Origin of the sequence: Pseudidiomarina terrestris (assembly GCF_030466375.1) — a bacterium.
Lineage (GTDB): Bacteria > Pseudomonadota > Gammaproteobacteria > Enterobacterales > Alteromonadaceae > Pseudidiomarina > Pseudidiomarina terrestris.
On sequence record NZ_JAGGJE010000001.1, the window covers coordinates 1411645 to 1434094 of the forward strand.

The 22450-nt window shown below is 50.9% G+C and carries 22 protein-coding genes; 4 read left to right on the forward strand and 18 right to left on the reverse strand.

Annotated elements, in window-relative coordinates; genetic code table 11:
* Positions 1-8: 8 nt before the first annotated feature.
* Both J6J28_RS06815 and J6J28_RS06820 read right to left on the reverse strand, forming a co-directional pair.
* Positions 9-302 carry an Asp23/Gls24 family envelope stress response protein gene (locus tag J6J28_RS06815; protein ID WP_301720605.1) on the reverse strand — a complete coding sequence of 98 codons (294 nt, stop codon included), beginning with the start codon at positions 300-302 and terminating at the stop codon, positions 9-11.
* Entirely contained in the window at positions 295-471 is a 177-nt protein-coding gene (locus J6J28_RS06820; protein ID WP_301720606.1) for a hypothetical protein, read from the reverse strand. The genes J6J28_RS06815 and J6J28_RS06820 overlap by 8 nt, the downstream gene beginning before the upstream one ends.
* Before the next feature lie 129 nt (positions 472-600).
* Here J6J28_RS06820 and J6J28_RS06825 point away from each other — a divergent pair, with 129 nt between their 5' ends.
* Complete coding sequence (locus J6J28_RS06825; RefSeq protein ID WP_301720607.1) at positions 601-1560, forward strand: pirin family protein; 960 nt, start codon at positions 601-603, stop codon at positions 1558-1560.
* Positions 1561-1568: 8 nt separating this feature from the next.
* Entirely contained in the window at positions 1569-2066 is a 498-nt protein-coding gene (locus J6J28_RS06830) for a hypothetical protein (protein WP_301720608.1), read from the forward strand.
* On the opposite strand, the gene J6J28_RS06835 is transcribed toward J6J28_RS06830, so the two are convergent.
* The 4 genes from J6J28_RS06835 to J6J28_RS06850 are packed head-to-tail and all read right to left on the reverse strand — an operon-like array spanning position 2063 to position 6103.
* A complete protein-coding gene (locus J6J28_RS06835; RefSeq protein WP_301720610.1) occupies positions 2063-2827 on the reverse strand; it encodes an SDR family oxidoreductase in 765 nt (254 codons plus the stop codon). The two genes, J6J28_RS06830 and J6J28_RS06835, sit on opposite strands and share 4 nt — an antisense overlap.
* Positions 2824-3900, reverse strand: coding sequence for a phosphotransferase family protein (locus tag J6J28_RS06840; RefSeq protein WP_301720611.1), 1077 nt, complete (start codon positions 3898-3900; stop codon positions 2824-2826). Before J6J28_RS06840 ends, J6J28_RS06835 begins: the two co-directional genes overlap by 4 nt.
* A gap of 1 nt (position 3901) precedes the next feature.
* Entirely contained in the window at positions 3902-5128 is a 1227-nt protein-coding gene (locus J6J28_RS06845) for an acyl-CoA dehydrogenase family protein (RefSeq protein ID WP_301720612.1), read from the reverse strand.
* A gap of 51 nt (positions 5129-5179) precedes the next feature.
* Positions 5180-6103, reverse strand: a complete 924-nt coding sequence (locus J6J28_RS06850; RefSeq protein WP_301720613.1) for a LysR family transcriptional regulator — start codon at positions 6101-6103, stop codon at positions 5180-5182.
* Between the two features lie 143 nt (positions 6104-6246).
* Here J6J28_RS06850 and J6J28_RS06855 point away from each other — a divergent pair, with 143 nt between their 5' ends.
* The gene (locus J6J28_RS06855; RefSeq protein ID WP_301720614.1) at positions 6247-6807 is read left to right on the forward strand and encodes an FMN-dependent NADH-azoreductase; all 561 of its coding nucleotides are present in this window, start codon (positions 6247-6249) and stop codon (positions 6805-6807) included.
* Between the two features lie 18 nt (positions 6808-6825).
* Here the strand turns inward: J6J28_RS06855 and J6J28_RS06860 are convergent, their stop codons facing one another.
* The 12 genes from J6J28_RS06860 to sdhC form a co-directional block, all read right to left on the reverse strand.
* Positions 6826-7782 (reverse strand): MBL fold metallo-hydrolase, encoded by a 957-nt coding sequence (locus J6J28_RS06860; protein ID WP_301720615.1) that lies wholly within the window; start codon positions 7780-7782, stop codon positions 6826-6828.
* Positions 7783-7890: 108 nt separating this feature from the next.
* Positions 7891-9198 carry a hypothetical protein gene (locus tag J6J28_RS06865; protein WP_301720616.1) on the reverse strand — a complete coding sequence of 436 codons (1308 nt, stop codon included), beginning with the start codon at positions 9196-9198 and terminating at the stop codon, positions 7891-7893.
* Between the two features lie 90 nt (positions 9199-9288).
* On the reverse strand, positions 9289-9579 hold the full coding sequence (locus tag J6J28_RS06870; protein ID WP_301720617.1) for an excalibur calcium-binding domain-containing protein: 291 nt from the start codon (positions 9577-9579) through the stop codon (positions 9289-9291).
* Positions 9580-9693: 114 nt separating this feature from the next.
* Positions 9694-10575 (reverse strand): DMT family transporter, encoded by an 882-nt coding sequence (locus J6J28_RS06875; protein WP_301720618.1) that lies wholly within the window; start codon positions 10573-10575, stop codon positions 9694-9696.
* An 85-nt stretch (positions 10576-10660) separates the two neighbouring features.
* Positions 10661-11533, reverse strand: a complete 873-nt coding sequence (gene sucD / locus J6J28_RS06880; RefSeq protein ID WP_301720619.1) for a succinate--CoA ligase subunit alpha — start codon at positions 11531-11533, stop codon at positions 10661-10663.
* Positions 11533-12699 carry an ADP-forming succinate--CoA ligase subunit beta gene (sucC, locus tag J6J28_RS06885; protein ID WP_301720620.1) on the reverse strand — a complete coding sequence of 389 codons (1167 nt, stop codon included), beginning with the start codon at positions 12697-12699 and terminating at the stop codon, positions 11533-11535. The genes sucD and sucC overlap by 1 nt, the downstream gene beginning before the upstream one ends.
* A 145-nt stretch (positions 12700-12844) precedes the next feature.
* Positions 12845-14458 carry a 2-oxoglutarate dehydrogenase complex dihydrolipoyllysine-residue succinyltransferase gene (gene odhB / locus J6J28_RS06890; RefSeq protein ID WP_301720621.1) on the reverse strand — a complete coding sequence of 538 codons (1614 nt, stop codon included), beginning with the start codon at positions 14456-14458 and terminating at the stop codon, positions 12845-12847.
* Between the two features lie 13 nt (positions 14459-14471).
* Complete coding sequence (locus J6J28_RS06895; RefSeq protein WP_301720622.1) at positions 14472-17279, reverse strand: 2-oxoglutarate dehydrogenase E1 component; 2808 nt, start codon at positions 17277-17279, stop codon at positions 14472-14474.
* Between the two features lie 101 nt (positions 17280-17380).
* A complete protein-coding gene (locus J6J28_RS06900; RefSeq protein WP_301720624.1) occupies positions 17381-18094 on the reverse strand; it encodes a succinate dehydrogenase iron-sulfur subunit in 714 nt (237 codons plus the stop codon).
* Positions 18095-18109: 15 nt separating this feature from the next.
* Positions 18110-19876 (reverse strand): succinate dehydrogenase flavoprotein subunit, encoded by a 1767-nt coding sequence (gene sdhA / locus J6J28_RS06905; protein WP_301720625.1) that lies wholly within the window; start codon positions 19874-19876, stop codon positions 18110-18112.
* A complete protein-coding gene (gene sdhD / locus J6J28_RS06910; RefSeq protein WP_301720626.1) occupies positions 19877-20233 on the reverse strand; it encodes a succinate dehydrogenase, hydrophobic membrane anchor protein in 357 nt (118 codons plus the stop codon).
* On the reverse strand, positions 20227-20601 hold the full coding sequence (gene sdhC / locus J6J28_RS06915) for a succinate dehydrogenase, cytochrome b556 subunit (RefSeq protein WP_301720627.1): 375 nt from the start codon (positions 20599-20601) through the stop codon (positions 20227-20229). The genes sdhD and sdhC overlap by 7 nt, the downstream gene beginning before the upstream one ends.
* A 476-nt stretch (positions 20602-21077) precedes the next feature.
* Between sdhC and J6J28_RS06920 the strand changes: the two genes are divergently transcribed.
* Complete coding sequence (locus tag J6J28_RS06920) at positions 21078-22358, forward strand: citrate synthase (protein WP_301720629.1); 1281 nt, start codon at positions 21078-21080, stop codon at positions 22356-22358.
* Positions 22359-22450: the final 92 nt, after the last annotated feature.

The window sequence follows — 22450 nt, forward strand, 5'->3', positions numbered from 1 at the left end:
CCTGCTTCCTAAACTACCAACATCGACAAAATTGCCAGAATTGCAGCAACCACAGGAACCCATAAAATGGGCGATTGATACCAGCGCAGTGGTGGATTGTCCTTGCGTTTTTGTGCCTCAGCTGTGCGTTGCTCCGGCGAAGCTTTCTGCCCCAGCAAAAAGTAAACACCTAAAACAATCAAAAACAATCCGAACCAGCGCCAGCTAGCAGTATTGCCACCTGCCGGAGCCAGAACTGCAGACAATAAACCAGCGACAATCACCGCCAGCGAACCAATACGTTTAGCGATAGTACTATTCATCTTTTTTTTGTTGTCCTTGTTTTTTGGCAGCATGCCATTTGAAGGTAAAGCCGATCCACCCTGCTACTCCCAATAACGCACCAAGGATGATCGTGACGAGATTCTGTTCCCAGATACCGCTTAAGAACAGCGCGATACCCACCACAACAATAATAATGCCATAAATCATAATGACTCCTTGTTCTTACCTTCACCTTAACTAATCTTAGCTTAATAAGGAAGTCAGCAGATCGTCGCATATCGACCGACTCAACTTCTAATGGCATACTGCAGGAAAGAGCAGCGATGGAGTACTCCCATGACGCGAACAAAAAATGATGCTGAGGCGCAACCGACGCCCTGCGAATCCGAACACTTACGCAATGAAGCAAGTGTTGTCCCGGCTTTACCCCGCCAACTGACACCCAAGATGCGGGTTTTCCGGAGTCTGCCCCAACGCAACTTACGCATGATTGGTCCCTGGTGTTTTGTTGATCACTTTGGTCCCGTACCCGTGGCGGATTATCAGCAGTTTGACGTCGCGCCGCACCCGCACATTGGCTTGCAGACAATCACCTGGTTAATTTCCGGCCAGTTACTGCATCAGGACAGTCTGGGCTATGAGCAACCACTCATTGCCAAAGAGCTCAATCTTATGACCGCAGGGCGCGGCATCTCGCACGCTGAAGTGGCGGCGCCTCATGTCAGCGACCCACTTCATGGCCTGCAACTGTGGGCGGCGTTGCCGGAAAGTAACGAGCAGACCACGCCACGTTTTGACCACTACAAAGAGCTACCACAGTTTGCGATTGGCGATGCGCAGGCGACACTTATAGTGGGTGATTATGAGAATGGCGACCGCCGCTACCACTCCCCCGCACTACAGTTTCATCCGTTACTGGCCCTGCAACTGCAAACGCCGCGCGTTGCTGTTAGCCAGTTGCATCTGGAGAAGCAGTTCGAGTATGGGCTCTATGTGGTGTCGGGGCGTCTGGACTGTTTGGGCAAAACCATTCAATCTCATCAGCTACTCTTTCTTGGCAGCGGTCGCGACCGCCTGACCGTTGAGCTGGCCGCTGATACCTTGCTGCTCGTGCTCGGCGGCGAACCTTTTGCCAAGCCAGTACATATCTGGTGGAATTTTGTCAGCAGTCAGCCCGAGCGGATTGAACGCGCACAACAGGAGTGGAATGCCGGCCATGAGCGCTTTGGGCAAGTCGCCAATTATCGTGGCGAGCGCCTGTTGGCACCTGAACTTACCGCAAAAATAAAAGAATAGGACAGCCCATGGGACTCTTACGTAGCCTAAGTGATTTTACCAAGCGACTTGGCCTTTGGTTTCTGGCAGCAGCTATTACGCTGACTGTACTTTTCATCGCGGTACTGATCTATAAGTTATCGGTGTTCGAACCCGAGCCACCCTCGGCGTCAAATTGCCAGCCGTTGCAAGTGCAGACCACAACCGATAGCGAGGCACAGCTGTTTCTTTATCAGTGCCAGCGTGGCAATGATCTAGGCTGGGAAGGCTACGAGGTCTGGGTTCACAAGCTGGTCACTGATGAGTGGCAACGCATCGCCACATCGCCTCTGGCTGCGGGTTGTATCGAGCTGGCCATTGATGAACGGCAACTGACCATCAGACACCGTAATTCGCGTGGGGATTTGAGTATTGCTGCAACGTCCTTTGTTTACGAACGAAGAGGTGGCGGCGCCAACACACTCAGCATTGCCACTGAGCGTGTCGATAAGTGCCTGTTAAGCGATCAGGAAGAGCTACCGGATTAGCCCAGCTTCATGACCATTTTCAGCGGCAGTCGCTTCATTAAAAAGCCAATCACTGCCCATGGCCAGGTCGGTACAAAGGATTGCACCGGCTCTTTCTCGATAGCTTTTACCAACAGCCGGCAGCCGGTGGCGTTGTCGATCATAAACGGCGTGTTCTTAACTTTTTCATTGATCTCAGAGCGAATGTAGCCCGGCAGGATACAGCTGGTTTTAATCGGCGAACGCGACTTAATGAGGTCCGCTCGAATGCCTTCAGTAAGTGCCAGCAGACCGGCTTTGGTCGCCGCATACACAGTCATGGCCCGGGGCATACCGCGTAAGGCACTAATGGAGCTGATGGTGACCAGATGACCACTGTTTTGCTCACGAAAGATCTCCAGCGCGGCTTCGCACTGCGCCAGCGCGGCAACGAAATTGGTTTGTGCTGTCTGCACGTTGGCATAGAAGTAACCGGTGCCTAACGAGGCTCCCTTACCCATACCGGCATTCACAATGACCCGATCGAGCTCCCCGAACTCTGCTTTAAACTCTTTGAAGACCCTGAATACAGCATCATGGTCATTAACATCCAAAGCCTTCACGCTGACTTTACAGGCCGGGTAAGCTTTGGTCAGTTCATCCTGCAGTTGCTCAAGACGTTCTGTGCGGCGGGCGCACAGCGCCAGATTGCGACCCTGCTTGGCAAACTCACGTGCCATTCCCTCACCTAACCCAGAGCTCGCTCCAGTAATTAAAATAGTCTTACGTTCGACGTGACTCATGCTTTCCTCTGTTGTTTGATCAGCCGGCGACAACGCCAGTGAAGGTAGTGCACTAAAAACCAAAAATGTTTAAACGCGGGATTGCGCGTTTGTTTGTGGTGATAACGATAATAAATTTGCTGAGCAATCACGCTTAGGCGGAACAGCCCAAAAACTTCATAGAAGGTGAAATCTGCAACATCCACGTCCATGCGCTTACAGTAATACTCGATCACCTCGCGGCGGGTGAGCATACCTTGCAGATGGGTTGGTTGCCGGCGGGTTGAGCGTGCGATCCTGTCATCATCGGCCTGAATCCAATAGGCGAGACTGTTCCCCAGATCCATTAATGGGTTACCCAGGGTCGCCAGCTCCCAGTCCAGCACACCGATAATACGGGTGGGCTCCGAGCTGTCGAGAACCAGATTATCAAAGCGAAAATCATTATGGGTCATGCACAGGCGTTCTTGGGCCGGGCGGTTTTGCTCCAGCCACTGCATAATTTCAGTGCTTTTGGGCACGTTCCAGGTCTTCGCCTGACGGTAGCGCTTATTCCAACCCAAAACCTGGCGCTCCGTATAGCCTTCACCTTTGGCCAGCTCATCAAGACCATGCTCATAGATATCAATACTATGCAGTTCAATCAGCGCATCGAGAGCATTTTCACAGAGTTGTCGGGTCTGGTCTTCACTCAGCTCAAGTTCACGCGGCAGATTCTTGCGTGGGATAATTCCGGCCACGCGCTCCATAAGGTAAAACTCGGCACCAATAATGCTTTCATCATCGGTGTAATGGAGCATTTTCGGAACATAAGGATAGACCGGCTGCAGTGCCTTCTGAATGCGGTATTCGCGCCCCATGTCGTGGGCGGAAGCAGCTTTCGTGCCCGCCGGTGGACGCCTTAAAATCCAGTCGGCGTTGGCGAACTGCAGACGATAGGTCCAGTTCGACGCACCACCGGCAAACTGAGTCACCTTTAAGTCGCCCTCAAGCTGAGGAAATTGCTCGCGCAGGTAGTCCGCCAATTTAGTGACCGGTAATTCCTCGCCCGCTCGTACATCGCCGCCCCGGTCTTCAAACCGCTGGTCTGTCATACTAGCGCTCCCGGTACTTGTTCAGTTCGACTTTGGCGATGGTGGCGCGATGCACAGCATCAGGGCCGTCGGCGATACGCAGCGCCCGCGCGACGGCAAACAGCTGGGTCAGTGGCGTATCGTGGCTCATGCCAGCACCACCGTAGAGTTGAATGGCTTCATCGACGACCTGCTGCAGAACATTGGGCGCAGCAACTTTTATTGCAGAAATCTCCGCAAGCGCCTTCATTGCACCCACCTCATCAATTTTCCAGGCGGCAAAAAAGGTCAGCAGACGCGCCTGATCAATGGCAATGCGCATGTCTGCAACCCGCTCCATATTGCCACCGAGCTGCAACAATGGACGACCAAAGGCAATGCGCTCCTGCCCGCGCAGCATAAACAGCTGTAAGGCTTTTTCAGCTGCACCGAGAGCTCGCATGCAATGGTGAATGCGACCGGGCCCTAAGCGACCCTGAGCAATTTTAAAGCCCTCACCTAAGCCGGCAATTAAATTTTCTTTTGGCACCCGGACGTTATCAAAGCGTACCTCACCATGCCCGTAGGGTGCATCGTACTCACCAAACGCGGGTAACATACGTTCAATGGTCACACCTTCAGTGGTTAACGGCACGATGACCATGGAGTGGCGTTGATGTTTCGCTGCATCTGCATCAGTAAGGCCCATAACAATCGCGAACTGCGCTTCTGGATGACCTAAGCCGGTCGACCACCATTTGCGGCCATTAATCACGACATCGTCACCATCAGCAACAATAGAGGTTTGCATATTGGTTGCATCTGAAGAAGCGACATCAGGTTCGGTCATACAAAACACCGATCGGATTTCACCGGCCAGTAACTGCTGCAGCCATTGCTCTTGCTGTGCCTTACTGCCAAAGTGGTAGAGCACTTCCATGTTACCGGTATCTGGCGCATTGCAGTTAAAAATCTCCGGAGCTAACAGGCTATGTCCCATGACTTCAGCTAAAGGCGCATATTCCAGCGTACTGAGCCCGGCGCCAAGCTCAGGATCCGGCAAAAATAAATTCCATAAGCCCTGCTCGCGCGCTTTTTCTTTGAGATCGGCAACCATAGGTGGCACCTGCCACTCACGCCAGTTGCCATCGGCATTCACACGTCGAATTTCTTTATGGTAATCCGCTTCAATCGGTTCGATGTGCTCTTTGATAAATTTAATCAGACGCTTACGGTAGTCGAGCGTTTTCTCGCTGGGGCTAAAATCCATGTTTTTAAGGCCTTTTCAAACAGTCGTTTAAATGATTGTAGAGAGCATTGCTTATCCGATCAATAAGGAACGTTGAGCAAGCACAGGAATATGCTCAACCATATAATCAATAAACACTCTAACGGCAGGCAGTAACCCGCGCCGATGTGGATAAACCAGATGCATGATTCCCACTGGCAGGTGCCAGTTCGGCAATACGCGTTGTAACTGGCCACTGGCCACGGCATCGGCGCACAAGTAATTGGGTAGCGCCACCAGGCCTTCCCCCTGCACCGCCGCTTCCCGCAACACCAGCATATCATCTGTGACCAAGCGAGGGTTGAAGCTCAACGTCAGCTGCTCACCATCTTCGGCGCTGAGCTGGTAAGTATAGCGGCCACTGATGTAGTGCAAAGACAAATGTGGAAAGTGCAATAAGTCCAAAGGGTGCTTCGGCACACCATGTTCCGCAAGCAATGCCGGCGCGCCGTAGAGCGTACCCGGTGAATCCGCCAAGGGCCGCGCGATAAGACTGGAATCTTCGATACTGGCGCGCACTCGCAAGGCCACATCCACTCCCTCGTCTACCAGGTTTATGGGCCGATTGGTCACCGTAAGTTCCACATTAATTTCGGGGTAAGCTTTCATAAAAGGCGGTAATAGCTCAGTCAACAGACTTTGGCTCAAGGCATAAGGGGCACTGACATGAACTTTCCCGCGCGGCGCTGCCAGCATGAGCTGGGTGACCTGCTGCGCGGCTTCGGCGGCGCTGACCAGCGTTTCGCAATGAATCAGAAAAGCCTGCCCAATGTCAGTCAGCTTGAGTCCTTTGCGGGTCCGATGCACCAGCCGGATGCCCTGCTCCTCCTCCAGTTCTGTCAGGCGGCGGCTTACGGTCGATTTCGGCATGTTCAGTTCGCGGGCACCCGCACTAATACTGCCGGCGGCGACGACTCGGGCAAAGATAAAGTAATTGGTCAGATCCGGTAATGACATGGGTGCCCCTCAAGAGACCAGGTAAGGATAAATAACGTTCCATTATTGGAACGTAAGTTTCCAGTATAGCCGTCTACCACCATTTTTGGAACTTGTTACACTGCCCTCAAGTTATCACATCGCGTACAAATTTGGAGCTAGATATGAATATTTTGCATTTGGATTCGGGTTTATTTCTTGAGCAATCCGTTAGCCGTAAACTAAGCCAGCAGATCGTCTCCCGTATTACCGCTGAACAGGATCAAGTGGTCTACCGGGATCTGGTCACCGATGCCATTCCGCATCTGGATGCGGAAACCTTATTAGCAGAGCAGCAGCCATTAACGCAAACCCTGCTCGATGAGTTGTTTGCTGCAGATGTCATTGTTATCGGCGCACCCATGTACAATTTTACTATTCCGACTCAGTTAAAAGCCTGGTTGGATCGGGTGCTGAAAGCGGGCGTCACTTTCAATTACACAGAAAAAGGTCCAGTCGGTCTGTTGCAAGGCAAGAAAGTTTACATTGCCTCGGGTCGTGGCGGCATCTATAGCACGGGTGACGCCGCCGCAATGGATCATCAGGAAAGTTATCTGCGCCAGGCGCTAGGCTTTATCGGAATTACCGATGTCCAGGTGATTCGCGCTGAAGGTGTAAATATGGGGGATGAACCCCGCCAGCAAGCATTACAAGCTGCTGACGAGGCCATTGCGGCGCTGGCCTGAGGCTAGCAGCTCCGCGTGTTACTCTACGCGGGTCGTATAATTGGCCGGCACCCAACGGTAACCATTGCCTTCCGCTTTCATACGCCCTATGCCGGGGAACGAAATATGTGCCCCGGCAATCCAGTGACCTTCTTCGGCAACTGTTTTGAAGAGTGCTAAGCGCTGCGCGCGGGCTTGCTCGGGGTTACTGTCATAGGCAATGGTGACTTCGGGATAAGGGAACTGAACCGCGGCAACATGCAGGGTGTCCCCCCAAATCACCATGGTCTCACCGTTACTTTCGACACGATAAACGCTGTGCCCCGGCGTATGCCCGGGAGTTGGATTTACCACAATGCCCTCATGCAGTTGCTGGCCATCGGTGAAGGTCACAAAAGCATCGTCCGCCTGATAGGGCGCAAAACGGCGCATAGCATTTGCAAAGCTGCCCTTGCGGCCTTCCGCTGCTTTAGCCATTTCTTCTTCACTTAACCAGTAATTGGCATCCCGCTCATGCACGTAGACAGTCGCGTTCGGAAAGGCGCGTTGGTCGCCGTCCAGCAGGCCACCAATGTGGTCGCCATGCATATGCGTAATGTAGATCACGTCAATATCACTAGTGCTGTAGCCTGCCGCCTGAAGATGGTCATCCAGCTGCCCGAGACTGTCACGCACGCCATTACCTATGCCGGTATCGACCAGAATTTGCTGGTCGCCCGTATCGATCAAAAAGCCATTTATCGAACCTTCCACCGGCGAGCTTAAATACTCCTTCGCCAGCGCCGCCTGGATCTTATCTTCATCCCAGTGCAGCAAACGGTGCGCCGCCATATCGCTGGTGCCATCATTGAGCGCGGTAACCAAAAACTCACCGACATTCATATGGTAATAACCGGGAGCCTGACTGACGCTATGATCATCTGCTGCGGTAACATTGGCCATGAGCGCACAACTTGCCACAGCAAGCAGCTTAGTGCCTTTATTGATGTATCCCATATCTTTAGTTTCCTTATTGCAAAAACTTGTGAATAGCTCTTTAGCTTCTGTTAGTTATGACAAACGCCGCTAAATAGTTCATTCGGACACTCAATAACCCGCCGGCGACTATGGCGCAGGGACTTGTGCCTGCTGCGGGAGTTGCTCGTAACGAAGTGCTACCCGAGTACGCATCTGTTGCGCAAACGTCTCGCTGGTTAACTGAGCCAGCAGTTCGAAATAGAGCTGCGTTGCGTCCGCGTAAGGATCGTCAGCGAGCGCCTGAACATACATGTACCAGAGGAAAAATAACCCATGAGGGTAAGTTGCCTGGATCTGCGCATCGATATCGGCCGCCCATAACAAACCACAGGCATAATGAACTTCAAAGCTGTCCTGACTGGTATTGCACTTCGCTTGAGCACCCTGCAGACGGTGATTCAGATAAATACTATTGGTACGAATCGAGCGTAGATAACTGAGCGCCATAAACTCCGCAGCACCTTCGTGGATCCAGGCCTGCTCATTACTAAATTGTCCGGCCTGGTAGAGGTGGGCAAACTCGTGCGCAATAAACCAGAGCGTGTCCTCCACAAAATAAGGCGCGGTCACACGCTCCGCCATGCTATGCCCGTACCAGTGCAGCAACATCTGATTCCCGACCACGCCGCCCTGATAGCCAAAACGACCATCGGTCGTTGGACTAAAGGATGCCAGTAACATGGGCCGCTCACTCAAAGGTGGCATGCGCTGGTTAAAGTAAGCCGTAAGCGGTGGCACATCTTGCCTTAGCCGCTGTTGTAAAGACCTGGGTAAGATGGGATCGATAATCGTCTCAAAGCCATCCTGGCGCGAGGTATCTAAAGCCTGTGGCCCGACATAAACGACTTGCCCGTCACTCGCTGACTCACGCCAGTTAAGCTCGCCACGTTCGGACTGCTCAGGCAGCCGAATATGCTCACGCAAAGGGGCTTGCATACTGAAGTTATAGGAAAAGGCCAAGGCGCTGGAGCAGCTTTTCGGACAGACTTTAAAGCGTCCGGTAAACCAGGAAACGCCACCATCGCTAAAGGTCGAAAACGGCGCGTAATCCTTGCGCAGAGCAATATAGGTGGGGTCGAGCTGGAAGGCTACACTATTAAAGCCTGCACCATCGGTACGGGCGACATATTCATCGCCAGACTCACTGTCGACTGCCAGATAGTATCCGGACTCAAGGGGATCCCAACGCTGCAACCGCGAGCTGTCCGGATTACGCACAAAGTAGACACGCTCGACCACCTCCTCGAAGTGATAGGCAACGAACCATTCATCCTGCTCAGTTTTACTGACTGCGACGTCAACTACTGCGACTGAATTTGCTTTCATCCACGCCGCAACCAGCCAAATCGCCACGGCGCAGCCCAACAGTATGAGGAGAACAACTTTTTTATGCATAGGTGATAACTCAGCAAAGTGTGCAACTTAATCATAGGTCGAACACAGGGCTCTGCCCAGCATAAAAATGTTAATTCTTAATTGAGACAATTACTGATTCGGAAATTTTTGCTCGCACGGAATACCATTATCATTATCGTCGAGCTGAGTCTCAGGGCAGTTACTTAGAAAAAACAGGGCTTCATCGGCAGAGCGCATTTGACTGCAATACTTCCGGCCGTCACAGCGAAACTGTGGGTCACGTTTAAAGACTGCGCCTTGCACGCCCTGCACGATTTCTTTCACAAAGCCGCGATCTTCGCCGCTTTCAGCCGCCTTTCGGTTGAGATGATAATTCCAGGCCACCAGCGCCAGAATGGCGACCAAAATCAACTTTTTCATGTTTATTTCTCCACCGAACAGCTTGCTGTTGTGGCACCGTTGTCGTTTTATTCAAGTTGATTTCTAGACTAGCTTATTCTAACAAACAGCGAAACTATTTAAAAAGGTAGGTTTTTATGTCTTATTTTTGTTAATCCTGCTACGAGTGACTACAAAAATACTCACTAAGATCACACTACTGGCAATCACAAAACGCTGCTCCAAAGGTTCGCCCACAAAAATGATACCGCCAATGGCAGCGATAATTGGCACACTTAGCTGCCCGACCGCAGCACTCGTTACCTGCAGTTGCGGCAGCACCTTAAACCAAATGGCATAGCCCACCGCAGACGTCAGTGCACCTGACATCAATGCCAGCATTACAGCTTCGTAGGCGGGTTGCACTTGCCAGTTCACCCAGAAAAGTAGTGGCAATGCCAGCATCGACGCGCGGCGAAAATGTATCAGCGTATCCGCCAGCGGCGTACGGGAGCCGCGACCGACGGTACTATAAGCGCCCCACGCGGCACCGGCGAGTAACATCATCATTAAGGCTGTCAGCGATACCGGCTGCGACCATTGCGGCCAGACCAGATAACAAAAACCGATAAGAGCTGTGGCAATGCCAAGGATCTGCAACAGCGAGAAGCGCTCGCCACGGACCGCAGAAATCAACAGCATGCTAAATTGCACAGCACTAAATAAAACCAGTGCACCTATGCCTGTCGCCAGTTCGACGTACGCGTAAGCAAAAGCTGCGGCGTAACAGACCAGCCACAGCGCGCCCCACCATGATACTGGGTGCTGTTGCCCAGCTCTTGTCTGAGCAGGTTGCTGGCGGCGCTGACTTAACCACAGAATAACAGCCAGTGTCAGAGCGCCACTGACCAGGCGCAACAGGGTAAAAGTGGCAGGATCAAGTTGGTATTCAGCTAACGCCCAGCGGCAAAGTACAGAGTTACCAGCAAAAGCAATCAGAGCGAGTAGCGTCAACACGAACTTTTCGAAGAGATGCACGGCGTCATTCCAGTCATTAAAAAAGGCATTGCCGAATACGACAATGCCTTTTTAGAGTGCTTAACATGGTGGTGTCGTTACCGACTTACCAACCTGTCTTTTCGCGTAATGCTTTACCGATTTCGGCTAAGCTGCGCACGGTTTTAACACCGGCGGCTTCAAGCGCGGCAAACTTCTCATCAGCAGTACCTTTACCACCAGAGATGATAGCGCCTGCGTGGCCCATACGTTTCCCTGGAGGAGCGGTAACACCAGCGATGTAAGAAACCACCGGCTTGCTGACGTGATCCTTGATGTACTCTGCAGCTTCTTCTTCTGCGGTACCGCCGATTTCGCCGATCATGACAATGGCTTCGGTTTCTGGATCTTTCTCAAACAACTCGAGAATATCGATGAAGTTTGAACCAGGGATTGGGTCGCCGCCGATACCAACACAGCTCGACTGGCCAAAACCTTCGTCAGTGGTTTGCTTCACTGCTTCGTAGGTCAAAGTCCCTGAACGTGACACGATACCCACTTTACCTTTCTTGTGGATATGGCCAGGCATGATACCAATCTTGCACTCATCAGGAGTAATAACACCCGGGCAGTTTGGACCGATCATGCGCACACCTTTGTGCGTCAGGTATTCTTTCACATACAGCATGTCCAGCGTAGGGATGCCTTCGGTGATACAAACGATCAGTTCGATGCCTGCATCAGCTGCTTCGATGATAGAATCTTTACAGAATGGTGCTGGCACGTAGATAACAGATGCTGTCGCACCCGTTGCTTCAACAGCTTCACGAACAGTGTTGAATACCGGTAGACCAAGGTGCGTTTGACCGCCTTTACCTGGAGTCACACCGCCGACCATTTGCGTACCATAATCAATGGCTTGCTCAGAGTGGAAAGTTCCCTGACCACCAGTAAAACCCTGGCAGATAACTTTGGTATTTTTATCGATCAAGATAGACATTATTGACCTCCTGCCGCAGCAACCACTTTATCAGCAGCGTCAGATAAGCTCTCTGCTGCGATAATGTTCAGGCCACTTTCTGCTAATTTCTGACGACCAAGTTCTGCGTTATTACCTTCAAGGCGCACAACAACTGGCACTTTAACGCCAACTTCTTCTACTGCACCCATGATGCCTTCTGCGATCATGTCGCAACGGACGATACCGCCGAAGATGTTCACCAGAACAGCTTTCACGGCACTGTCAGACAGGATGATTTTGAATGCTTCAGTCACACGCTCTTTGGTCGCACCGCCACCAACGTCCAGGAAGTTCGCCGGTTCACCACCAGCAAGCTTAACGATGTCCATGGTACCCATAGCTAAGCCGGCACCGTTAACCATGCAGCCGATGTTGCCATCTAGCGCGACATAGTTCAGTTCCCAGCTAGCAGCTTGAGCTTCACGTTCGTCTTCTTGTGACGGATCGTGCATTTCTTTGATTTTCGGCTGGCGATACATTGCGTTGCTATCAATGTTGATTTTGCCATCTAAGCAATGCAGATTACCTTGCTCAGTGATTACCAACGGGTTGATTTCCAGCAGCGCGAAGTCGTACTGTTCGAACATTTTCGCCAAACCTAAGAAGATTTTGGTGAACTGTTTAACCTGATCCGGATTCAAGCCTAACTTAAAGCCAAGCTCACGGCCTTGGTACGGCTGTGCACCCACGGTGGGGTCGATGATGGCTTTGAGGATTTTTTCAGGAGTTTCTTCAGCGACTTTCTCGATTTCAACGCCGCCTTCAGTTGACGCCATAAACACGATTTTACGTGTTGCACGGTCAACAACTGCGCCCAGGTAAAGTTCAGAAGCGATATCGGTCAGACTTTCAACCAAGATCTTCGATACTGGCTGACCGTTAGCGTCTGTCTGGTAAGTAACTAAATTTTTACCTAACCAGTTGCTCGCAAACGCGTGCACGTCGTCAAGGCTGGAGACTAGTTTTACACCGCCCGCTTTACCGCGGCCACCGGCGTGTACCTGGGTTTTGACAACCCAACGATCACCGCCAATTTTCTTGGCAGCTTCAACGGCCTCATCCGCAGTGTCAACTGCGTGGCCTTCAGATACTGGCAAACCGAACTCTTTAAAGAGTTGTTTAGCCTGATACTCATGCAAATTCATGATGATCTTCCGATTCGTTTGAACAACAAAAGCAGCGTCATGCTGCTTACCCGAAAATTCGCGCGTATTTTACAGTTTTGCGCGCAAAAAAGACAGCCGCAAGCGTAAATGTAATAAGATTACAACGCTGCGGCCGTACTCAATGTTAAATGTCCAGCAACAGACGCTGCGGATCTTCTAACAATTCTTTAATGGTCACCAGGAAGCCGACGGATTCTTTACCATCAACGATGCGGTGATCGTAGGACAATGCCAGATACATCATCGGCAAAATCTCAACTTTGCCATCCACTGCCATTGGCCGGTCCTGGATCTTATGCATACCCAGGATTGCGCTTTGTGGCGGGTTAAGGATTGGCGTCGATAACAGTGAACCAAAGACACCGCCGTTGGTGATGGTAAAGTTGCCACCTTGCATATCGTCCATGGTCAACTTACCGTCACGACCTTTCAACGCCAGGTCACGGATGCCATTTTCAATATCAGCAATGCTCATCTTATCGCTGTCACGCAGAACTGGGGTCACCAAGCCACGCGGTGTTGATACAGCGATGCTGATATCGAAATAGTTATGGTAAACAATGTCGTCACCATCAATGGATGCATTGACTTCAGGGAAACGTTTTAGCGCTTCAGTGACTGCTTTTACGTAGAAGCCCATGAAACCTAACCGGGTATCATGACGCTTCTCGAACTCGTCTTTGTACTTCTTGCGCAAGTCCATAATCGGCTTCATGTTGACTTCATTGAAGGTGGTCAACATTGCCGTCGCGTTCTTCGCTTCCAACAGACGCTTAGCAATAGTTTTACGCAAACGCGTCATTGGCACACGCTTCTGATCACGATCACCGGCTGCTGGCGCACTGCTTTCACTTTTCGCAGCTGCTGGAGCTTCTTTCTTGCCGCCTTCTTTGACGTGTTTCTCAACGTCTTCTTTGGTGACCCGACCGCCTTTACCAGTGCCTTTTACATCACCCGCTTTGAGGTTGTGTTCGGCTAATAAACGACGCACTGCAGGACCGGCAACTTCGCTATCGCTGTCGTCGCTGCTGTCGTCTTTATCTTGGTCGGACGTATCAGCATCGCTCTTCGAAGAGCTCGAGCTTGCTGCGCCTTCACCGCCGGCTTCAACGATGCCAATCACATCGTCGGCACCCACAGTCGCGCCTTCTTCCTGCTTAATTTCGGCCAAAACGCCGTCCGCAGGAGCAACGACTTCAAGCACCACTTTGTCAGTTTCGATATCGACCAGATTCTGGTCGCGCGACACTTTATCGCCAGCTTTCACGTGCCATGCCGAAATTGTCGCATCAGCAACAGACTCTGGCAGCTGCGGGACTTTAACTTCGTGCTTTTCGCCCGAACCTGACTTGGAAGATTTCTTCTCAGACTTATCATCGCTTTTCGATGATGATTTTTCGTCTGCTTTCTTATCTTCTTTTTTGTCTTCTTTCTTATCTTTTTTGTCGCTCTTATCGTCGCCGTTGTCATCAGATTTATCGTCTGAGGAGTCAGCACCGTCGCCTTTTTCAAGCTTTCCGATAACTTCGTCAGCGCCAACGGTCGCGCCTTCATCGGCAATGATCTCGCCGAGTACGCCATCTTCAGGTGCGACAACTTCAAGCACCACTTTGTCGGTTTCAATATCGACCAGATTTTGATCGCGTGAGACTTTGTCTCCTGGCTTAACGTGCCAAGTAGCGACTGTCGCGTCAGCGACAGATTCAGGTAGTTGTGGAACTTTAATATCAATAGCCATGGTCAATTATCACCTATTTAATGGTTAGCGCGTCATCGACTAATTTCTGTTGTTGTTTGTTGTGCTCAGACAAATACCCAACGGCTGGCGCAGCAGATGCTTCGCGGCCCGCATAGGTTAAGTCTGCACCTTTAGGAATTGCCGCGCGGAAGTGATGCTGGCTGCTATACCAAGCGCCCTGGTTCTGCGGCTCTTCCTGACACCAAACAAAATCTTTAACGTGTTTGTATGCTTTCAAAATCTCAGCAACTTCGTCTGCCGGGAACGGGTACAACTGCTCGATACGAATCAGAGCAACGTCTTTAGTTTCACGCTCACGACGCTCTTTAAGGAGGTCGTAGTACACTTTACCGGAGCAGAATACCACGCGTTTTACTTTCTTCGCGTCCAAAGAATCGATTTCAGCAATCGCGTTTTGGAAGACGCCATCGCTCATCTCATCTAGCTCAGATACCGCCAGCGGGTGACGCAGCAGAGATTTCGGCGTCATCACGATAAGAGGCCGGCGTACCGGACGTAGATGTTGCCGACGCAGCATGTGAAACACCTGAGCTGGCGTTGTCGGCACGCACACCGACCAGTTGTGATCCGCAGACAGCTGCAGGAAGCGCTCTAAGCGTGCCGAGCTGTGTTCCGGGCCCTGACCTTCGTAACCGTGTGGTAACAGCAACGTCAGACCGCATAAGCGACCCCACTTTTGCTCGCCGGAACTCAGGAACTGGTCAATGACCACCTGGGCACCGTTCACGAAGTCACCAAATTGTGCTTCCCACATCACCAACGCGTTCGGTTCCGCCGTCGCATAGCCATATTCAAACGCAACGACACCTGCTTCAGAGAGCACGGAATCATAGAGTTCAATCACACCCTGACCGTCGCGAATATTATTCAGCGGCATGTAGGTTGATGCGTCATTTTGATTGTGCAACACCGCATGGCGATGGAAGAAGGTTCCACGGCCACTGTCTTGTCCGGTTAAGCGAATATGGACGCCCTGATCAACTAAGGACGCATAGGCCAAAGTTTCGGCAAAGCCCCAATCGGCTTTCTTCTCACCTTTTGCCATTTTCATGCGTTCGTCATAGACTTTTTTGACGCGCGAATGCAACTTATGATCCTCTGGATAAGAACTCATTTTTACACCAAGTTCTTCCAGCTGGGTTTTGCTGATTTTCGCGTCGTATTCGACGTCCCACTCATTACCCAGATATTCCGACCAGTCACTGGAGTGAGCTTTCATTTCGCGGAATTCATCGACTACGATCTCGCCGTCATCCAGCAAGTCACGATATTTATCGACTAAAGCGTCCTCGGTGTCCTCATCAACCACACCGGCATCAACTAACTTTTTCGCATAAATGCTGCGTGCCACTGGATGCTTTTTAACTTTTGTATACATCACCGGCTGGGTTGCACTTGGCTCATCGGCCTCGTTATGACCGTGACGGCGATAGCAGACCAGATCGATCATCACATCACGCTTAAAGGTGTTGCGATAATCGATAGCCAATTGCGTGACAAAAACGACGGCTTCAGGGTCATCAGCATTAACATGGAAGATTGGTGCCTGAACCATCTTTGCAATGTCGGTACAGTACTGTGTCGAACGCGTATCTTCGCGCTTCGAAGTAGTGAAGCCGACCTGGTTGTTAATGACGATACGAATCGACCCGCCTACCTGAAAGGCCCGGGTCTTGGACATATTAAAGGTTTCCTGCACGATCCCTTGCCCGGCAATGGCTGAGTCACCGTGGATAGTGATCGGAAGAACTTTAGCGCCCTCTTTATCACCCAGACGGTCCATACGCGCACGCACAGAACCCATAACAACCGGGTTTACAATTTCAAGATGCGAAGGGTTGAAGGCCAGCGCTAAGTGGACATCACCACCTGGAGTAGCAAAGTCGGAAGAAAAGCCCATGTGGTACTTCACGTCACCGGAGCCTTTATTGGTGCTGTGCTTACCAGCAAACTCGTCAAACAAGTCCTGCGGTTTCTTACCAAGCACGTTCACCAGCACGTTCAAACGGCCACGGTGCGCCATACCAATAACAGCTTCCTTGGTTCCTTGCTCACCCGCACGGCTAAGCAGCGCTTTGAGCATTGGGATCAGGCTGTCGCCGCCTTCCAATGAAAAGCGTTTCGCGCCCGGGAATTTAGAACCGAGATACTTCTCCAGACCATCGGCAGCGATCATCTCTTTCAGAATTTTCTGCTGATGTTCAGACTTAAACTCTGGCTTACCACGAACCCCTTCCAGGCGTTCCTGAATCCAGCGTTTCTCTTCCGTCGAGACAATATGCATGTACTCAGCACCAATCGAGCCGCAGTAGATTTGCTCCAGCAGCTGATGGATTTCGCCAAGTTTCATGTTTTCCTGACCGACCGCGAGTGAGCCAACATTAAACTCACTATCGTAATCGTCTTTGGAAAGTTCGTGGTGCTCTAAAGAAAGGTCAGGAACTTCTTCCTGCTTCCATAAATCAAGCGGGTCAAGATTAGCGTGCTGATGACCGCGGAAGCGATACGCATTAATCAACTGCAGCACCCGCACCTGTTTTAAATCAGGTGTACCTGATACAACAGTACCCGCTTGTTTAAGCTTATTCTTCGCCAGAGCACGGAATTGCTCGCGAATTTCACTGTGCTTGGTGTCACGGCTGCTGCCTTCACGCGGCAACTGGTCGAAAAACTCACGCCACTCATCACCAACTGCATTAGGGTCGTCGAGGTAAACTTCAAAAAGCTCCTCAACGTAAGCCATGTTACCACCAGCAAGGTGGGAGGATTCTAGCCAGGCTTGCATTACGCCATCTTGCATCGCTGTTCCTTCACACTCGTTTATAAAAAAATAGCCATCCAAGCTGGATGGCTATTTCGATACAGCTCGGCCACTACTATAGCAAAAACAACGCGATTAGACTAAATCGCGCGATTCAATAGCATGGATTTGATGTGTCCAATAGCCTTGGTCGGATTCAGACCTTTCGGGCAGACATTAACGCAATTCATGATTCCGTGGCAACGGAACACGCTGAACGCATCGTCTAACTCGTCGAGGCGCTGCTCCGTGGCAGTGTCACGACTATCGATCAAGAACCGGTAGGCGTGCAACAGACCCGCAGGGCCAACAAACTTATCTGGGTTCCACCAGAATGACGGGCACGAGGTTGAACAACAAGCACAGAGAATACACTCGTACAGGCCATCCAATTTCGCGCGCTCTTCCGGTGATTGCAGACGCTCACGCGCAGGTGGCGTTTTGTCGTCGTTAATCAGATAAGGTTTGATTTTCTCGTACTGTTTATAGAACTGAGTCATGTCGACAATAAGGTCGCGAATGACCGGTAAACCTGGTAGTGGACGGACCACGATTTTGCTACCTTTTAAGGCGGACAAAGGAGTGATACACGCCAGACCATTCTTACCATTCATGTTCAAACCATCTGAACCGCACACGCCTTCACGGCATGAGCGGCGGAATGCTAACGATGGATCCTGCTCTTTCAATTTCAACAGCAGATCCAGCACCATCATGTCCTGCCCCTCTTCGATTTCCAGGGCGTAATCCTTCATGTAGGGTGCGTTATCAACATCCGGGTTGTAACGATAAACTGAAATACTCAACTTCTTCATCGTTGTCACCTAACCTTAGTAAGTCCGCGCTTTTGGCGGGAATGCCTCACGCAGCGTAGGCTGCATATTTACTTCACGTTTCACCATTTCTTCGGCTTCCGGACGGTACACTGAGTGTACTAACCAGTTGTCGTCATCACGGTCCGGAAAGTCTGCACGGCTGTGCGCGCCACGGCTTTCGGTACGGAAGTTTGCTGCCACCGCAGTCGAATACGCAGTTTCCATCAAGTTATCAAGCTCAAGGCACTCGATACGCTGCGTGTTAAATTCTTTACTGGTGTCATCAAGACGCGCGTTTTTCAGGCGCTCGCGGATATCATTCAGTTCCGCCAGACCTTCTTTCATCGCTTCGCCTTCACGGAACACCGAGAAGTTCAGCTGCATGCACTTCTGCAAATCTTTCTTAATTTGCACTGGGTCTTCGCCCTGTTGGGTGTTTTCCCAACGTTGCGTGCGCGCCAAAGCTGCATCAATGTCGTCCTGACTGGCTTCACGTGCTTCAGTGTTCGCAGCCAGAGCTTCACCAAGGTGCAGACCGGTCGCACGGCCGAAGACCACCAAATCAAGCAGTGAGTTACCACCCAGGCGGTTTGCGCCGTGTACAGAGACACAAGCGATTTCGCCACAGGCAAACAGACCTTGAATCGGTGTAGTTTTGCCTTGGCTATCAATCTGCAATGCCTGACCGTTCACATCCGTTGGGATACCGCCCATCATGTAGTGACAAGTTGGGATAACCGGAATCGGTTCTTCTGCCGGATCAACGTGCGCGAAGGTCTTGGCCAGATCACAGACGCCTGGCAGACGGCTTTCCAACACGTCACGACCAAGATGGTCAAGCTTCAATTTCAGGTGTGTACCCAACGGTCCTTCACAACCACGGCCTTCACGAATTTCTGTCATCATCGACCGAGCGACAACGTCACGTGAGGCTAAGTCTTTAGCGTTCGGCGCATAGCGCTCCATGAAGCGCTCACCGTCTTTATTCAGGAGGTAACCACCTTCACCACGGCAACCCTCGGTGACCAGTGTCCCCGCACCGGCAATACCGGTAGGGTGGAACTGCCACATTTCCATGTCCTGTAAAGGTACGCCGGCACGCAATGCCATACCAACGCCGTCACCGGTGTTGATGTGTGCATTAGTGGTCGAGGCGTAGATGCGCCCTGCACCACCCGTTGCTAATACAACGGCTTTGGCTTTAACGTAAAAGATCTCACCCGTTTCGATGTTCAGTGTGGTTACACCCACCACTGCACCATCCTGGTTTTTGACCAGGTCAAGGGCATACCACTCTGAAAATACAGTGGTTTTGTTTTTGACGTTCTGCTGATACAGCAAGTGCAATAAGGCATGACCGGTACGGTCAGCTGCAGCGGCAGTACGCGCGGCCTGTTCGCCGCCGAATGATTTTGACTGACCACCGAACGGACGCTGATAAACTTTACCGCTTTCAAAACGTGAAAACGGCAAGCCCATGTTTTCCAGTTCCAGAATTGCTTCCGGACCGGTTTTACACATGTACTCGATGGCATCCTGGTCGCCAATATAGTCCGAACCTTTCACGGTATCGAACATGTGCCATTCCCAGTTATCTTCATGGGCGTTACCCAGAGCAACGGTGATACCACCTTGCGCAGAAACCGTATGGGAACGGGTGGGGAAGACTTTTGACATCAGCGCACAGGTCATGCCTGATTCTGAAATCTGTAATGCTGCGCGCATACCTGCGCCGCCAGCACCGATGACTACTGCATCAAATTCTAAAGTTTGTACGCTCACTTACACACCCTCCACAGGCCACACTACGAGTAAACCGGCGAGCCAGTACACGATGAGCGCGACGCTTACTACGAATTGAATGAAAGCTCGTAAGCCAGAGATTTTGACGTAATCAGTCAGTACCTGCCAGATACCGATCCAGCCATGCACTAACACTGAGGTTAATGCCAGCATGGTAAAGATTTTCATGCCAAGGTGACCAAATAAATTGGTCCAGACGGCGTAGTTCAGAGTGTCTGCTGACACTAAGAAGCTGACCATAAAGATGGTATACAACGCCATGATAATTGCTGACGCACGTAGCAGGATAAAGTCATGCGTACCGCTACGGCCAAATGTTGATGCTACTTTTACCATAACCAAACCCCAGCTAAAACAGAGAGTACGACACCCAGTACGAATGAGATCTGAGCTGTGATTCGACCGGACTCGAGCCCTTCGAAATAACCCATATCCATAATCATGTGCCGTATGCCAGCAAGCAGGTGGTAACCAAGTGCAGTAAGAATGCCCCAGGCGATAAACTTAGCAATGAAGCCGGTGAATAATTCATGCACCATTGCAAAGCCTTCGGCTGATTGCAGTGAAGTCGCTAAAGCCCAGACTAACAAACCTACGGAAACCAACATAATAACGCCGGAAATTCGATGTAGGATTGAGCTGATTGCAGCTGCCGGGAAGCTGATAGTTGTAAGTTCTAAATTTACAGGTCTTTGTTTTTTCACGATTGTTGTGCCTTTCAGAAAAGCATTGTTAACATGCTCGGAACTTCAAACATCCTCGTTCCTCCACTTACACCAAATTCAGATAAGCAAGGGAACAGAGAACCCTGTGAGATCGCCGCCAAAGTATATAAGCCATAGCCTTGAATTACAATTCTCTAGCGCCGACTTTCCATGAAAAACGTTAATTTTTTCGGTTTAGATCAACAGACTGTAAACTCGCTCTTGATGCAACACTACCTTAGTCGTATACACAGACCTTACAGAAGGAAGTATAAACCTAATGGTATACGCGATAGACTGTAAAACAGTGTCATCCAATTGCCACATGGATGCGTAATAATGGCAGTTTTACTTGACGGCTCTCAACCTTTGACTGCGAATTAAACAGCTGTTTGAATTGACAGGAGTGGTTAAGATCAAGTAAATTCTATCGCCCTTTTTAGTGATGAAGCAGACTCAAACAAGGAGATTTCCTTATGGCTGATCGTAAAGCCACCCTGCAGATTGACGGCCAATCCATTGAACTACCAGTGTTATCTGGTACAGCCGGCTATGATGTAATTGACGTGCGTACTTTAGGCAAACACGGGTACTTCACGTTTGACCCAGGCTTCCTTGCCACGGGTTCATGCGAATCAAAGATCACCTATATCGATGGTGAGAAAGGCATTCTTCTGCACCGCGGATACCCGATTGATCAGCTCGCGACCCAAGCGGACTATCTCGAAGTATGTTACATGCTGCTCCACGGTGAAGCGCCGAACGCGCAAGAGTACACTAAATTCCAACAGACCATCACCAATCACACCATGGTGCATCAAGGTCTGCATAACTTCTTTAACGGCTTCCGTCGCGATGCGCATCCGATGGCCATGCTTTGTGCCGTCACTGGTGCGTTGTCTTCGTTCTATCACGATGACCTTGATATCCACGACGAGAAGCAGCGCCTGCGTAGCGCATACCGCCTGATCGCGAAGATGCCTACCATCGCAGCCATGGCGTATAAATTCAGCATTGGCCAGCCTTTCGTTTATCCGAAAAATGAGCTGTCCTACTCTGAGAACTTCCTCAACATGATGTTCTCGGTACCAGCTGAAGACTACAAAGTGAACCCGGTGATTGCCAAGGCAATGGACCGTATTTTCACCTTGCATGCTGACCACGAGCAAAACGCGTCCACCTCGACCGTCCGCCTGGCAGGCTCATCAGGTGCGAACCCGTACGCGTGTATCGCAGCCGGTGTCGCATCGCTATGGGGCCCTGCGCACGGTGGCGCTAACGAAGCCTGCTTGCGTATGCTGAAAGAAATCGGCAGCGTCGATAACATTCCGAAGTACATTGACAAAGCAAAAGACAAAGATGACCCGTTCCGCCTGATGGGCTTCGGTCACCGCGTCTATAAGAACTTTGATCCGCGGGCAACCGTGATGCGCGACAGTGCGCACGAAGTACTTAAAGAACTGAATATCAGCGATCCACTACTGGACGTCGCCATGGAGCTTGAGCGTATTGCGCTTGAAGACCCCTACTTTGTTGAGAAGAAATTGTACCCGAACGTTGATTTCTACTCCGGCATCATTTTGAAAGCCATTGGCATTCCGACCAACATGTTTACCGTGATTTTCGCGTTATCGCGCACGGTCGGCTGGATTTCGCACTGGCATGAGATGATGGGCGAAGCGAATCAGAAAATCGGTCGCCCTCGTCAGCTTTATACTGGTGAAGCACAACGCGACTTTACGCCTATCAAGCGTTAGTTCGCAGTTTTCGCCATTAATTAGTAAAAAAGCACGCTCCGGCGTGCTTTTTTTATTTCTGGCGTCGGTAAATGTAACCAAGTGTAACCAGA

Bases quoted from the DNA above. Each gene is read 5' to 3' on its own strand.
- J6J28_RS06855 (WP_301720614.1), top strand. From the start codon at position 6,247: ATGAATATTTTGCATTTGGATTCGGGTTTATTTCTTGAGCAATCCGTT.
- J6J28_RS06900 (WP_301720624.1), bottom strand. From the start codon at position 18,094: ATGAAGAAGTTGAGTATTTCAGTTTATCGTTACAACCCGGATGTTGAT.
- J6J28_RS06895 (WP_301720622.1), bottom strand. From the start codon at position 17,279: ATGCAAGATGGCGTAATGCAAGCCTGGCTAGAATCCTCCCACCTTGCT.
- J6J28_RS06845 (WP_301720612.1), bottom strand. From the start codon at position 5,128: ATGGATTTTAGCCCCAGCGAGAAAACGCTCGACTACCGTAAGCGTCTG.
- J6J28_RS06825 (WP_301720607.1), top strand. From the start codon at position 601: ATGACGCGAACAAAAAATGATGCTGAGGCGCAACCGACGCCCTGCGAA.
- J6J28_RS06815 (WP_301720605.1), bottom strand. From the start codon at position 302: ATGAATAGTACTATCGCTAAACGTATTGGTTCGCTGGCGGTGATTGTC.
- J6J28_RS06860 (WP_301720615.1), bottom strand. From the start codon at position 7,782: ATGGGATACATCAATAAAGGCACTAAGCTGCTTGCTGTGGCAAGTTGT.
- J6J28_RS06850 (WP_301720613.1), bottom strand. From the start codon at position 6,103: ATGTCATTACCGGATCTGACCAATTACTTTATCTTTGCCCGAGTCGTC.
- sucC (WP_301720620.1), bottom strand. From the start codon at position 12,699: ATGAATTTGCATGAGTATCAGGCTAAACAACTCTTTAAAGAGTTCGGT.
- J6J28_RS06870 (WP_301720617.1), bottom strand. From the start codon at position 9,579: ATGAAAAAGTTGATTTTGGTCGCCATTCTGGCGCTGGTGGCCTGGAAT.
- J6J28_RS06835 (WP_301720610.1), bottom strand. From the start codon at position 2,827: ATGAGTCACGTCGAACGTAAGACTATTTTAATTACTGGAGCGAGCTCT.
- J6J28_RS06840 (WP_301720611.1), bottom strand. From the start codon at position 3,900: ATGACAGACCAGCGGTTTGAAGACCGGGGCGGCGATGTACGAGCGGGC.
- J6J28_RS06820 (WP_301720606.1), bottom strand. From the start codon at position 471: ATGATTTATGGCATTATTATTGTTGTGGTGGGTATCGCGCTGTTCTTA.
- odhB (WP_301720621.1), bottom strand. From the start codon at position 14,458: ATGGCTATTGATATTAAAGTTCCACAACTACCTGAATCTGTCGCTGAC.
- J6J28_RS06830 (WP_301720608.1), top strand. From the start codon at position 1,569: ATGGGACTCTTACGTAGCCTAAGTGATTTTACCAAGCGACTTGGCCTT.
- J6J28_RS06865 (WP_301720616.1), bottom strand. From the start codon at position 9,198: ATGCATAAAAAAGTTGTTCTCCTCATACTGTTGGGCTGCGCCGTGGCG.
- J6J28_RS06920 (WP_301720629.1), top strand. From the start codon at position 21,078: ATGGCTGATCGTAAAGCCACCCTGCAGATTGACGGCCAATCCATTGAA.
- sucD (WP_301720619.1), bottom strand. From the start codon at position 11,533: ATGTCTATCTTGATCGATAAAAATACCAAAGTTATCTGCCAGGGTTTT.
- sdhD (WP_301720626.1), bottom strand. From the start codon at position 20,233: ATGGTAAAAGTAGCATCAACATTTGGCCGTAGCGGTACGCATGACTTT.